15 protein-coding genes are annotated in these 14164 nt (G+C 32.1%); 9 read left to right on the forward strand and 6 right to left on the reverse strand.

What is annotated here, in order from left to right; translation table 11 throughout:
• Positions 1-77: 77 nt before the first annotated feature.
• Genes LPB87_RS18685 through LPB87_RS18705 form a run of 5 tightly spaced genes read right to left on the reverse strand, consistent with a single transcriptional unit; the run spans position 78 to position 3609 of the window.
• A complete protein-coding gene (locus LPB87_RS18685) occupies positions 78-821 on the reverse strand; it encodes a hypothetical protein (RefSeq protein WP_230728892.1) in 744 nt (247 codons plus the stop codon).
• Between the two features lie 41 nt (positions 822-862).
• Positions 863-1765: a PhzF family phenazine biosynthesis protein gene (locus LPB87_RS18690; protein WP_230728893.1), complete on the reverse strand. Its 903-nt coding sequence runs from the start codon at positions 1763-1765 to the stop codon at positions 863-865.
• A 33-nt stretch (positions 1766-1798) separates the two neighbouring features.
• Positions 1799-2296 (reverse strand): hypothetical protein, encoded by a 498-nt coding sequence (locus LPB87_RS18695; RefSeq protein ID WP_230728894.1) that lies wholly within the window; start codon positions 2294-2296, stop codon positions 1799-1801.
• The gene (locus tag LPB87_RS18700; protein ID WP_230728895.1) at positions 2289-2819 is read right to left on the reverse strand and encodes a hypothetical protein; all 531 of its coding nucleotides are present in this window, start codon (positions 2817-2819) and stop codon (positions 2289-2291) included. The genes LPB87_RS18695 and LPB87_RS18700 overlap by 8 nt, the downstream gene beginning before the upstream one ends.
• 28 nt (positions 2820-2847) lie before the next feature.
• Complete coding sequence (locus LPB87_RS18705) at positions 2848-3609, reverse strand: MBL fold metallo-hydrolase (RefSeq protein WP_230728896.1); 762 nt, start codon at positions 3607-3609, stop codon at positions 2848-2850.
• A 302-nt stretch (positions 3610-3911) separates the two neighbouring features.
• Between LPB87_RS18705 and LPB87_RS18710 the strand changes: the two genes are divergently transcribed.
• The 9 genes from LPB87_RS18710 to proC all read left to right on the forward strand — a co-directional run bounded on the left by LPB87_RS18710 (position 3912) and on the right by proC (position 12813).
• A complete protein-coding gene (locus LPB87_RS18710) occupies positions 3912-4082 on the forward strand; it encodes a hypothetical protein (protein WP_164998734.1) in 171 nt (56 codons plus the stop codon).
• Positions 4083-4247: 165 nt separating this feature from the next.
• The gene (locus LPB87_RS18715; protein WP_230728897.1) at positions 4248-4730 is read left to right on the forward strand and encodes a DUF6252 family protein; all 483 of its coding nucleotides are present in this window, start codon (positions 4248-4250) and stop codon (positions 4728-4730) included.
• A 166-nt stretch (positions 4731-4896) separates the two neighbouring features.
• Complete coding sequence (locus tag LPB87_RS18720) at positions 4897-5436, forward strand: DMP19 family protein (protein WP_230728898.1); 540 nt, start codon at positions 4897-4899, stop codon at positions 5434-5436.
• Between the two features lie 355 nt (positions 5437-5791).
• Positions 5792-7063, forward strand: a complete 1272-nt coding sequence (serS, locus tag LPB87_RS18725) for a serine--tRNA ligase (protein WP_129540464.1) — start codon at positions 5792-5794, stop codon at positions 7061-7063.
• Between the two features lie 72 nt (positions 7064-7135).
• Entirely contained in the window at positions 7136-8914 is a 1779-nt protein-coding gene (locus LPB87_RS18730) for a tetratricopeptide repeat protein (protein ID WP_230728899.1), read from the forward strand.
• A gap of 81 nt (positions 8915-8995) precedes the next feature.
• Entirely contained in the window at positions 8996-9307 is a 312-nt protein-coding gene (locus LPB87_RS18735) for a DUF4286 family protein (RefSeq protein WP_230728900.1), read from the forward strand.
• Between the two features lie 449 nt (positions 9308-9756).
• Positions 9757-10536 (forward strand): 16S rRNA (adenine(1518)-N(6)/adenine(1519)-N(6))-dimethyltransferase RsmA, encoded by a 780-nt coding sequence (rsmA, locus tag LPB87_RS18740; RefSeq protein WP_129540466.1) that lies wholly within the window; start codon positions 9757-9759, stop codon positions 10534-10536.
• Positions 10526-11932, forward strand: coding sequence for a magnesium transporter (gene mgtE / locus LPB87_RS18745; RefSeq protein WP_129540467.1), 1407 nt, complete (start codon positions 10526-10528; stop codon positions 11930-11932). The genes rsmA and mgtE overlap by 11 nt, the downstream gene beginning before the upstream one ends.
• 104 nt (positions 11933-12036) lie before the next feature.
• Positions 12037-12813 carry a pyrroline-5-carboxylate reductase gene (gene proC / locus LPB87_RS18750; protein WP_129540468.1) on the forward strand — a complete coding sequence of 259 codons (777 nt, stop codon included), beginning with the start codon at positions 12037-12039 and terminating at the stop codon, positions 12811-12813.
• A 61-nt stretch (positions 12814-12874) separates the two neighbouring features.
• Here proC and nhaA read toward each other — a convergent pair whose 3' ends face one another.
• Positions 12875-14026 (reverse strand): Na+/H+ antiporter NhaA, encoded by a 1152-nt coding sequence (gene nhaA, locus LPB87_RS18755; protein WP_129540469.1) that lies wholly within the window; start codon positions 14024-14026, stop codon positions 12875-12877.
• Between the last annotated feature and the right edge of the window lie 138 nt (positions 14027-14164).

Consider the following 14164-nt stretch of genomic DNA (forward strand, 5'->3'; position numbering starts at 1 on the left):
AGCATAGGTTCGCAAAGCTATTTATTAAACTTTGCAAACCTTTGTCTAATTCTTTTGCACTAAAAATAGAGCTTATGTTATATTTTTTTTAATTGTGGTTTTACTTTTTTAAAAAAAGCTTTATAATCATTATCGTATTCTGGATTTGTTATTCTTGAGAAACCGCAATTATTGAAACAAATTCTCAAATAATTTATAAATGTGGTATGGTGCTCTTCATATAAAAAATTAGAATCTATGCTTGGTTGTTGCGTAATTTGAAGCGAATAAGGCATTCCACCACTAATATTATCTTTATGTAAGTAATCAGAAGAAAGTTCGAGATGAATAAATCCATCTTCTTCGTATGATTCCTGAAAATTTTCCTGATTGTCTTCTTCAGCAATATACGAGATGAGATCATCCAGGCTTATAATTTGAATTGGATCTGCACATTCCCAAATAAAGTCTTCATTAGTGTTATAATCCCATTCAAAATTGCAGGCACCTACAATTTTATAAAACAATTTTAAGGATGTAGGGACAAAGCCAAATGGTTTAACAATTTCATTTAGTTCAGATAATAATTGATCTGTTTCTGGAAGAGGCTTGATTAATGGGCGTTCAAAGTTAAATTGAAAATCTGTTTTAAAAAGATAATTCATTTCAACTAGTTCTTTGTAAATGATATCAAGGTTAAAGGCAACTCTTTCAAAAGTTTCGGTTAATACTTTTTCAATATCAAAAATAGTATCTGGTAGAAATGCATTTTTGCCTAATTTATGAATGTCTTCATAGACTTTTTCTGTTTCTCCATTTAAGTATCTTTCATAAAGGGTCATAAAAATTTGTAGTTTTAATAATGTGAAAAATAAGATGAGTTTTATATATAAAGCTCTCCACGCATTGTTATAGCAGAAGAGCCTCCAACCAAAGTATCATTTTCTCTACTCATTACTTCAATGAGCGAGGGTTGGTTTAATTTTACGCCCTGTAAGATTTGATATTCCTTGTTAGGTTGTGTATACTTCATCTTTGTTAAAAAACCTATTAAAGGACCGGCTGCGGTTCCTGTGGCAGCATCTTCATGTATTCCGATTATGGGATTAAAAAATCGTGCCTCGACGATGTTATCTTTATTATTATCGGTGATTGTAAAACAATAAAATCCTTCAAATTGGTATTCTTTTGATATTTCAATTAATAGTTTGCTGTCAGGCGTGCAGTCATTAAGTAATTGGGTAGTTCTGATTGGAACCATTACATGAGCAACTTCTGTTTGAACAACTGTTGGAACAAGCATATTAACTTCTAAATCTTCTATTTTCAGGCCAAGTGCTATTGCAATTCTGTAAGTGGGAATTTGATGTTTTATTACAGCTTGTTTTTGATGCATTTGTACAATAGGATATTGTGTGACAGAATCAAAACTTGCGGTTAATCGTATTGGTGAATGTTTCATAATTACAAAACGATTGTCCTCATTTTGTTCATCGAATATTGGTAATTTTTTTAATAACGCACCACTAACGGCTCCTAATAAGTTGTGTCCGGCTCCATCTATTTCAAAACCCATAGGTGTAAATGAACGAACATTAAGTGCTTTTTGTTTTGTAGAGTAATAAACAAAGGAGGTTTCTGAGTATCCAAATTCCTTAGAAATATTTTGGTACACTTCTAACTCTAAATCGCCATCAGTAAAAACAACAGACAATGGGTTTCCTTTATAACTCGTATTAGAAAACACATCCAAAACATAGTATTCTAATGCTATTCTCTCTTTCATATTTACCTTTTTAATGAGATTGTATCAAATAATCTATTGAATTTCATATTCGTCTAATTCTTTCCGACATTCTTCTATTTCTCGTTGAATCTGTTTTTCTAATTTAGGAAATTCATTTGTAATCCAAAATTGACTTTCTTTAGTCAAATAATTTTTATTTTCATTAAGTTTAAAATTCATTGCACTTATAATTAAAAGAATCATTTCATTAACCTCCGATATTCCATTTGCGAAATTTGGACCTATTAAGTATTTTAAAATATCTTTTTCATATTCATCTTTGTAATATAAAATATGACTGACTATTGGAAAAAAGAAATAAAAAAAACTATTTGTGTTAGAAGCATATTGAATTTTATTGAGTTCAGAAATTAAAATATCTGAATGTACATTGCTAGTTTCTAGAGTCAATTCTTTTAGTAATTCATATGTTTTCTTTGCACTTGGGATTGTATTTCCTATTCTTTTTAAAGAGGAGAATGTCTCCTCAAATTCGGAGTTATTAGTTGGATTTTTAGGTAAGTTATTCATTGCGAATCAATTTTCCATTTTCATAAACCGACAATTTTCTATCGGAAACGATTAGTTTAGGATGTATATCTAAAATCGATTTATAATATCCATCGGTTATAGAAAAATACCATTTTTCACCATCATGATTTGATACCATTAATAGAAATACTTCAGATACAGATTTAATGCTGTCTTTTTTTAATATCGTAGTCATTGGAACACTACATTGAAGCTCATTCTTGGTTTTGTATACTTTGGAATGTGTTCCCAAAGTTATTTGGGTAGCAGTAACTCCTTTTTTCTTAATCTCATCAAAAAGAAATTTGAATACAACAGTAACACTGTCTTTATTGTTGTAAAGAAGTTTTGTGACTTTTGGAGAAATATTATTTGCCAATGAAATATAATCCTGGGCCATAAATAGTTGTTCTACGTTTCGGATCTGAAGGTTAAGTTTTCTTTCTTGATATTGATTAAGCTTGACCTGAGCGTTTCCGAACGTAAATGATAAAAGAATTAAAAAATGATATAAGTTCTTCATCTGCAATGATAATTGAGGCTATCTTTAATTAGTTTTTGTAAAGTCTAAACTCTTCAATATCATGATATCCAAAAACTTCAATTTCTGGGTGTTCATTTATTAAAGTCCTGATTTTATCTAAGGAGTTCAATCTTAAATTATTGTTTTCGGCTCTCATTCGGGCTAATTGGTTTACGGGATGATTACTATGGCTGAGTTCTACTCTCATATAATAAGCGTCTGCAATATAAAATATCCATGTGTCGTCTTTTTTAAAAGCTACTCCACAATGTCCTAAGGTATGTCCAAAAAGTGGAATAAGGAAAATTTCTGTCTCGGTATTTGTAGCCACTTTTCTCGCTTCAAATCCAAACCAATTGAAATCTGATTTTTTATATGTCTTGATCGTTGGATTATGGGATAAAGGTGCTTTTAAATATCTTGGATTTCCTGAATTATAGTTTTCATATTCTTCAATTCCCACATGAACTGTTGCATTAGGAAAGTCAGCTAGTCCGCCAATGTGATCATTATCCAGATGGGATATAATGCAATCAGTGACTTTTTTAGGATCGAGCCCTAATTCTTCAATTTGTCTAATAGCGGTTTGATTTTCGTTAAAACGGTATCCAACCATATCAATAAGTTCTTGTCCTATTCTTTCTAATGGTTGTTGGATATCTAAAAGCCCAATTCCTGTATCTATTAAAATAAGGTTATCGTTCTCTTTGATTAAAATACAATGTCCGCAAACATTATCGTTTACTGGTGAAACAATTTTTACGCAGTTTAAATGATATATTTCTTTCATGATTTTTTATTGTAGTATTAGTGGTGATGGATAGACACTTAATATTATTATTTATTATATGAAACGACTCTAGTTATGCTAAAATAGTGTTTTTTTAATTGTTTTAATATTCTCACAAATTTATGTTTCTTATGGATGTTGGGTTGCGTGAGGGATAGTAGCGAATAGCCCGCAGGCTGACGAAGGAAGTGCGAGGACTTGGAGTGAATAGCCCGACCTGAAGTTTACGGAAGGACACGCCCGCAAAAATATTCGCATTCAGTTTCTTATATTTGTAAACGCAAATTAAAGAAAAGTGAATCATGGGAAAAGGACCTGAAAAGAACACTAAAAACAAGGCTTTACATACCAAATTGCTAAATCGGAAAAAGTCTAAAATTCAAGAAGAGAAAAAAGAAAAAGCACTACGTTTAAAAGCATTAGTTGCAAAGATGAACCAGAAAGGGAATAGTAACGAATCGGATGCTAAATAAATCCGATGGTATTTTTTTGCTAGAATAAACACTCTAGAATCTTTAAGTATTAAAGAGGAGTAATCGCTGGAACTAATGTATATAATTGTCAAAATATATAATTAAATTTCTGTTTAATAGTTAAAAAAATATATTTTAGCGGTTAAATTAACTTAACCCAATCAAATGAAAATTTTTAAAAAAATTACCTTTTTTGCTTTTGCTATTTTAGCTTTAACAATGTCTTTCTCCTGTAGTAATAATGATTCTTCAGACGAGGACGAGATTGTAACCACAGAAAATTTTATTAAATTTAAATATAATGGAGCTTCTTATTCTCTTCAACCTGAATTATCAGAATCAGAAGCGATGGCTTTAATGGGCTTTCAAGGTATAGATAACACATTTAGAAGAGTTTCTTTGTGGATGCCTTTAAATGCTACTGCAGGAACCTATCCAATTGTTCATGATTTAAAAAAACTTACTACAACTTATCAAGCAGATTTTAGTTTTTTGCCAGAAATCGATAATGCCGTAGCGACATCAGGAACTATTACTATTACTGTCATTGATAGTAAAAAAATCAAAGGAACATTTAGTTTTTCTGGAACAAATAAAGGAACAGCATTTGCTGTAACTGAAGGTAGTTTTAGTTTTTATAGATTTTAAATAAAAAATAAAATAAATAAATCTTAACCGTAGTGAGTGTATGCTTACTACGGTTTTTTGTAAAGGAACCTTAATAAATTGATGCAATTTGTGATTAAAATAAAAAGCATTTCTTTTTTCCAATTTTTACCCGAAATTTGTACCAAACTTATTAAACATAAAGGACATGGAATTTGGGAGAATAATAATTTCTGAAACGGCAATGAATAGTGAAAATCTTCAAGATGTGATTCACTCAAATATTTCGGTAATTAATTTAATGCGCGAAGAAAAAGTAGATGATGACCTGATTCATGAAGATGCTTTAATGAGTTATTATTTAGATTATTATACTTCACAATACACAGAAGGGAATTTTGCTCAATTTGTATATAATTCAAGCTGGAATGCAGAATTAAATGAATTAATAGAAGAAGGTTTGGCACTACTTGGTGCGGATAAACATTTGGAATTATTCCAACAACAAAGCAAGAAAGTAAAATTAATGAGTAGTGTAAAACTCAATAAATTCTTGAAAGGTAAACTAGAAGGTGTAAACCCAATAAGGGATTTGCTTAACAATGATACTTTTTATGAAATAGAGGAAAATCTCGTTACGTTGAATGCTAATTTTTTAAAATCTCACCCAGATTTAGAAGTCCTTTCGGTAGATGATATGTTTGCTACTTTGGAGGAATTTGTGGGACATGAGATTAAGAGAGCATAAGGAAGGTTCAGAGAGGCAAAGGCTCAAAAGTTAGGGTTTGTGAGAAATGAAGTTTGTGAGAAGTGAGAAAGAAGAAAGAAAGATTTGAAGACAATGATGCTGTTATGTGATCAGAATTATATTGGGCTGAACTATGTGATCCTTCGACTCAGCTCAGGAGGACAAAGTATTGTCTCTCTATTTAATTAAACTTTTGTGAGTCTTTGTGCAACTTAGTGTGATAACTTTATATAATAATTTCCTTTTAGGAGTAAGAAATTATGTTTAGTGACAAACTTTGTCCAATTCTTAGCAAACATTTCCTTAAATTTGCTTCCTTAATATATAAAAATACAATAGTTACAAAATTTAAGCTATGTTACAAATCGCATTTATTAGAGAGAATCAGGAAAAAGTAATCACAGCTTTGGCAAAACGAAATATCGATGCCAAAAGTGCTGTTGAAGAAGTGGTGCAACTAGACGAAAAACGTCGTGCAACTCAAGTTGAGTTGGATAACATTTTGTCTGAATCTAATAAATTATCCAAAGATATTGGAGAATTGATGAAAGCAGGTGAAAAATCTAAAGCCGCTATCTTAAAAGAGAAAACTGTTGTATTAAAAGAGAAAAGTAAAGAGTTAGCTGATAAAGCAGATGTTTTGACGCAAGATTTGACGAATAAGCTATATGCTTTACCAAATCTTCCAGCTGATATTGTTCCAGCAGGAAAAACTCCAGAAGAGAATTTAAATGTTTTCGAAGAAGGTGAAATTCCAGTGTTGCATGAAGGTGCACAACCACATTGGGATTTGGTAAAGAAATATGATATTATCGATTTTGAGTTAGGTGTAAAAATTGCTGGAGCTGGATTTCCTGTTTACAAAGGAAAAGGAGCCAGATTACAACGTGCTTTGATCAATTATTTTTTAGATAAAAACACTGCTGCAGGATATAATGAAGTGCAAGTACCACATTTGGTAAATGAAGCTTCAGGTTATGGAACAGGTCAGTTGCCAGACAAAGAAGGGCAAATGTATCATTCGACTATTGATGATTTATATTTAATCCCAACAGCCGAAGTTCCTGTAACGAATTTGTTTCGTGATGTTATTTTAAGCGAAAGTGAATTGCCAGTCTTACATACTGCCTATACACCTTGTTTCCGTCGTGAAGCAGGTTCTTATGGAGCACATGTACGTGGATTGAACCGTTTGCACCAATTTGACAAAGTCGAAATTGTACGTGTTGAGCATCCAGATAATTCATATGCAGCGCTTGACGGAATGGTTGAGCATGTGAAAAACATTCTACAGGAATTAAAATTACCATACAGAATCTTACGTTTGTGTGGTGGTGATATGGGTTTTACCGCGGCATTAACATATGATTTTGAGGTTTTTTCTACAGCGCAAGATCGTTGGTTAGAAATTAGTTCAGTATCTAATTTTGAAACTTTTCAGGCAAATCGTTTAAAATTACGTTTTAAAGATAAAGACGGTAAGAATCAATTGGCTCATACATTAAACGGAAGTTCATTGGCATTACCAAGAGTTCTTGCTGGAATTCTTGAAAACTACCAAACACCAGAAGGAATCGTAATTCCAGAAGTATTACGTCCATACTGTGGGTTTGATATTATAGATTAATTAGTATTTGGTTTTCAGTCGCAGTTTTCAGAGCTGCGACTGCTTACCAAGACTACAACTTAAAAACTGAATATGAAAAATATTTTTATCTATATCGTTTTGTTGTGGTCTACTTTTGCGTTAGCTCAAAATGAGCAATTAGCGCAGTATTATTATGATAAAGGTGATTTTGAAAAAGCAAAAATCAGTTATCAGGAGTTGTTGGATAATAATCCTTCGAATACACAATATTTTTATAGAGCAATTGACTGTTATCAGCAATTACAGCAGTTTGATGTAGCTGATAAAATTATCCAAAACCGTTTTAATAAGTATAAACAAGGTACTATTTTAATAGAATTGGGATATAATTTTCAGTTGCAAAAAAATGATACTAAAGCCAAAACATACTACGATCAGGCTTTAGATAAGATTTTGACCAATCCTAACGAAGTGTTTGGAATAGCCAATTCTTTTGAGAAAAAAGTATTGCTGGAATATGCTCTAAAAGCATATCAGCAGGCAACTAAAATTCAACCTAGTTTTAATTTTAATTTTCAGATCGGTTTGTTGTACGGACAAATGGGTAAGACGGATATGATGATCGAAACATTGTTGACAGAGTCTTATACCAATCAGCAGAACACACCACTTATTCAGAGTCAGTTATCAAGATTTATGGCTGATGAAGCCGATACAACATTTAATGATGCATTGCGAAAATCCCTTATTTTAAGGACTCAAAAAGAACAAGATGTTTTTTGGAATCGCTATTTGAGTTGGTTTTATGTGCAACAAAAAGAATTTGGAAAAGCTTTTATTCAGGAAAAAGCCATTTATAAGCGTGATCCTGAATCGCTTTCGAGTATTGTAAATTTGGCACAATTTGCTATTGATGATGATGATCCAGAAGCCGCTCAAGAGATTTTAGCTTTCGTTTTAGAGAACACAAAAGACTTAGATTTGCTATTACAGGCAAATACCTATTTGTATAAAATAAAAATCGATAAGGCTACTGAAAAAGAATATCCAGTAATTCAAACAGAGCTTCAAGGACTGTTAACAACTTATGGTATAAGTCCTTTTACTTTATCTTTGCAATTAATTCAAGCTCATTTTTTAGCTTTTGATTTAAAAAAATCTGAAGAGGCTAAGTCGATTGTTAAAAAAGCACTCGAATTGCAGCTTAATGACTATCAACGAGCACAAGCTAAAATGGAATTAGCTGATATTTTGCTTTATGAAGAAAAATTTAATCAAGCGTTATTGTATTACTCACAAATAGAATTGGACTTGAAAAATGATGTTATGGCACACGAAGCGAGTCTAAAAGCTGCCAAAACAAGCTATTTTAAAACCGATTTTGTTTGGGCTTTAAAACAGTTTAAAGAACTTAAATCGGCTAGTACACAGTTAATTGCAAATGATGCTTTGGAGTATTTTTTATTGATAAATGATAATACTGTTGCCGATTCTACACAAACTGCTTTGAAGCAATTTGCTAAGGCAGACTACCTTATATTTCAAAATAGAAACCAAGACGCAATAGTACAATTTCAAAATATATTAAAAACTTTTAAAGGACAAGAAATAGAAGCCGTAACTTTGCTGCGATTAGGACAAATTTACGAGGATTTAGGCGATTATAATTCGGCTATAAGTCAATATCAATTGATTATCGATCAGCACAGTGACGGAATCTATATTGATGAAGCTTTGTTCTTTTCGGCAGAGATTTACAATAAGAAATTGCAGGATTCCGAAAAGGCAAAAGCCTTATACGAGAAAATAATTTTTAATCATCAGGACAGTATTTATTTTGTAGATGCCAGAAAGAGATATAGGGAATTAAGAGGCGATACTAATTTATAAAGCAGATTATTGGATTGTGAGATTGTTGGATTTTAAAAGTCTGATAATCTAAGGAATCTAATAATCTAAAAATCAAAAAGAATGATTATTTACAACATTACCACAAACATACATGAAAGTGTGCATGATCAATGGTTAAATTGGATGCAACAAAAACATATTCCTGAAATTTTAGCAACAGGAAAATTTTCATCAGCAAGAATTGTAAAAGTTTTAGTAGATGAAGAGATGGGAGGAATTACTTACTCTGTTCAATATGTAACCGATAGCAAGGAAACGTTAGAGAAGTATTACCTAGAAGACGAGCCAGCTTTTAGTCAGGAAGCATTTCGATTATTTGCTGATAAGATGCTTTCTTTTAGAACAGAATTAGAGTTTATCTCAGATCATTAATAGATTTATTTGATTTTGAAAAGTCTAACAATCTAAAAAAAATGGAAATTAGATTTCAAACAAAAGAACAGAGCAACAAACAGCAACAAGAAGATTTCTTTAAGTTGTCTAAAACTGGAAGACTATATAGTTTTTTTGTTTGATGGAACGTGTGAGCAAGTTTCCCGTTAAGAATAAACAGGATAAAAATAAAGATAATTTTTTGATTGTTATAAAACCAAAGGGAGACGTCAAAAATTGAGGAATTAAAATGCCTTTGGGGTCTTTCTTTAGTTAATAAAGATTATGTACCAATACTTATGGTTGGTGAAGCGGCAGTTAACTTTCTTGGTTATCAAAGACATTCAGCAACTTCGATAAATTAATAAATAAGAAATTGATTATTTGATATCAGATGGTTCGATATTTCGAAAAGTCTAATAATCTAACAATCTGATGATTTAAATAAAATGGAAAAAGTAAAAGCCAAAAAACATCTCGGACAACATTTCCTAAAGGATGAAAGCATTGCTAAGGCAATCGCAGATACGTTGAGTTTAAAAGGGTATGACGAGGTTCTGGAAATTGGACCAGGAATGGGTGTGCTAACAAAATATTTGTTAGAAAAACCAATCAATACCTATGTTATCGAAATCGATACTGAATCGGTAACTTATCTAGATGAGAATTATCCAAAATTAAAAGATAAAATTATTTCAAAAGATTTTTTGAAGTATGATATAAATGAAGTTTTCGAAAAGAAACAATTTGCTATAATTGGTAATTTTCCATACAATATTTCTACTCAGATTGTCTTTAAAACATTAGAATATCGTGATCAGATTCCTGAGTTTTCGGGTATGTTCCAAAAAGAGGTAGCACAACGTATTTGTGAAAAGAAAGGATCAAAAGCTTATGGTATACTTTCGGTTTTAGCACAGGCTTTTTATGATACTGAGTACTTGTTTACAGTAGATGAAAATGTATTTATTCCGCCTCCCAAAGTAAAATCGGGTGTTATGAAAATGACCCGAAAAGAAGATTACAGTTTGCCTTGTGGCGAAAAATTATTCTTTACAGTTGTGAAAACAGCTTTTCAACAACGTAGAAAAACGTTACGTAACAGTTTGAAAACATTAAATTTATCAGACAAGTTAAGAGAAGACACTATCTTTGATTTGCGTCCGGAACAACTAGACGTGGCAGAATTTATAGCATTAACTCAGAAAATAGAAGCCGATGGAGTTTAAAATCAGCAAAGGTCTAATACAAGAATTAGAAAATCTCATTCAAAGTAAAAACGACAAGCAATTGGAAGTTTTATTGAATGATATTCACCATGCTGATATTGCCGAAATCCTGGATGAATTGGATTTTGATAAAGCAACGTACATATTTAAAGTATTAGATAGCGAAAAAACCGCCGAGATTCTTCTAGAGTTAGAGGATGATTTGCGTGAGAATATATTAAGCAGACTATCGCCAAAAGAGATTGCCGAGGAGCTAGACGAATTAGAAACAAATGATGCTGCCGATATTATTGGTGAATTATCGAAAGATAGAAAAGCCGAAGTAATATCTGAGCTTCAGGACGTAGAGCATGCCAAGGGTATTGTCGATTTATTACGTTATGCTGAGAATACTGCAGGAGGAATCATGCATAAAGAGTTGGTAAAGGTCAATGAAAATTGGAATGTACTTACTTGTGTAAAAGAAATGCGAATTCAGGCAGAGAATATTTCAAGAGTACATTCTATTTATGTGGTTGATGATGAAGATAGATTAAAAGGACGTTTGTCGCTTAAAGATCTATTAACTACTTCTACAAGAACTCCGGTTAGTGAAGTCTATATTAAAAAATTACATTATGTAGATGTAGAAACTCCTGATGTTGAAGTAGGGCGTATCATGGAAAAATACGACTTAGAGGCAATTCCTGTGGTAGATGAATTGGGACGCTTGGTAGGTCGCATTACGATTGATGATGTTATTGATGTCATAAGAGATGAAATAGAAAAAAGAGATACTGAAGACATTCAGAAATTTGGGGGTTTAGAGGCGCTTGAATTACCGTATGTTGAAACTACTCTTTTTGAAATGGTCAAGAAAAGAGCTACCTGGCTAGTGGTTTTGTTTATTGGAGAAATGTTTACTGCATCTGCAATGGGCTTTTTTGAAGGAGAAATAGAGAAAGCTGTAGTTTTGGCATTATTTGTTCCGTTGATTATTTCTAGTGGAGGTAATTCGGGTTCACAAGCTGCAACACTTATTATTCGTGCCATGGCGTTAAAAGAATTAACACTAAAAGATTGGTGGTATGTAATGAAAAAAGAAATTGCATCAGGATTTTTATTGGGTTCTATATTAGGAATAGTAGGCTTTGTAAGAATTATGATATGGCAAAAAACAGGATTGTATGAATACGGAATCCATTGGTTTTTTGTTGCACTTACTGTTTCTTTTTCTTTATTATTTATTGTATTATGGGGAACGCTTTCGGGCTCTATGATACCATTTATGTTAAAAAAACTTAAGCTGGATCCAGCAACTTCATCGGCGCCATTTGTGGCAACATTAGTTGATGTAACAGGACTAGTTATTTATTTTTCGATTGCGTCCATATTATTGAAAGGTAGATTATTATAGAAAAAAGGCATAAAAATAAATATAATTAACCACTATATTTTGTGCTTTTAAGACTCAGACTATTAAACCAAAAAACAACCAAAAAACTATAAATTACAACCAGAATGAAAGTACACATAATAGGAGGAGGGAACCTAGGGGTTTCTATAGCCTTAGGAATTGCAAAATTTTCAAAGAACAATCAAGTTACGATTACCAGAAGAAATACAGCTAGTATTTTGTATTTACAAGAATTAGACATTACGGTTTCATCTGATAATAAGCACAAAATACAAGAAGCAGATCTTATTATTTTGACTATAAAGCCATATCAAGTTGATACGGTTTTGGCCGAAATTCTACCTGTAATTTCTAATAAAACAATAGCTTCAGCAGTAAGTGGGTTGGCAATTGACGTGCTTCAAAATAAAACAGGTCAAGAGCATCATGTGATTAGGATTATGCCCAATATTGCAGCACAATTTGGAGAATCAGCTACATGTATTTCATTTAGTGAAAAAGATAAAGCACAAGCATTAGCAGTGGTATCCTTATTTGAAGATTTAGGTACAGCACCAATTATTGACGAAAAATTAATGGATGCGGCAACTGTTTTAGGCGCTTGCGGTACAGCATATGCATTACGATATATTCGTGCTTCGATGCAAGCAGGTATCGAAATAGGATTTGATTCTCAAACAGCATTAGCAATAGCGGCGCAAACGGTAAAAGGAGCTGCCAAAATGTTGTTAGAAGAAAAAGTACATCCAGAACAGTTAATCGATAGAGTTACTACGCCACAAGGCTGTACAATCGTTGGCTTGAACGAAATGGAACACAATGGCTTTAGTTCATCACTAATAAAAGGAATTAAAACTTCTTTAAAACAAATTAAAGGATAGTTTTATAATAATACTTATAAAAAAAGGACTTTCGGTTTAAACTGAAAGTCCTTTTTTTGTTTTAAGTATGTTTGATTTGCTTTTTTGAGAGAGAAAATTTCAAGTATATAAAACCTAATAATCCAGCCATAAAAGAAGCCAGCAAAATGGCTATTTTAGAAAAAGTAATTACTTCAGGTTCATTAAAAGCAAGTAAGGTTATAAATATAGACATTGTGAATCCAATTCCTCCAAGCATTCCTGCACCTATAACATACGACCATTTAAGCTCTTTTGGAAGTGTACAAATTCCTAATGTAACTCCTAAGAAGGCAAATAGAGCTATTCCTAGTGGTTTTCCTATTACCAAACCTAGAATGATTCCTAAGGCATTGGGGTGGCTTAATCCTTCATGCCAGTCTGAGCTAATAGCAATACAAGTATTTGCCAATGCAAATAATGGCAAGATAAAAAAGGCAACTGGTTTGTGTAAAAAGTGCTGTAGTTTATAAGAAGAAGTTTTCTTGCCTCCATCTCCAAACGGAATTACAAAAGCCAATAAAACACCAGTTATAGTAGCGTGAACTCCAGAGTTAAGCATAAAGTACCACATGATAACTCCACCAATCAAATAAATAAAGAGATTGTGAATTTTCATTCGGTTAAAAATAAATAACACTCCTAAAACAGCAAATGCAAGAGCCAGGTATAGAAAGGATATACTTGTAGTGTAAAATAATGCAATAACTATAATAGCGCCTAAATCGTCGATTACAGCAAGAGCAGTAAGAAAGACTTTAAGAGAAGAGGGAACTCTATTTCCTAAAAGAGATAAAATTCCAATTGCAAAAGCAATATCGGTAGCCATTGGGATTCCTGCTCCGTTTTGGGTAGCAGTTCCAAAATTTAGCAATAAAAATATTCCAGCAGGAATTAACATTCCGCCCAAAGCACCAAAAATGGGTAATGATGCATTTTTTATACTGGTTAATTCACCTTGATAGATTTCGCGTTCTAATTCTAATCCTATTAACAAAAAGAAAATAGTCATCAAGCCATCATTGATCCAATGTGTTATTGAGTGATGTCCGATGTTGGTTTCCCAAAAAGCAATATATTCGGTTTGAAATATTGAGTTGGCTAGAAAAAGAGAAAGAATCGTTACGAAGAGTAAGATGAGTCCTCCTGATTTTTCACTTTGAAAAAAGGACTTAAATGTTTTTGTTAATTTCATTTTTAGGAATAAGGTTGAAAATGCATTATTTTCAAAGTTAAAAAAAATATAGCCAATAAAATAGGAAATATTGGTTTTTAGAGGAGTTTTAGTGTTGGCAATTTGATCGAGAGCCGATATAACCCACATTTTTTTTGT

It is taken from the genome of Flavobacterium sp. EDS (assembly GCF_020991525.1).
Classification (GTDB): Bacteria; Bacteroidota; Bacteroidia; order Flavobacteriales; family Flavobacteriaceae; genus Flavobacterium.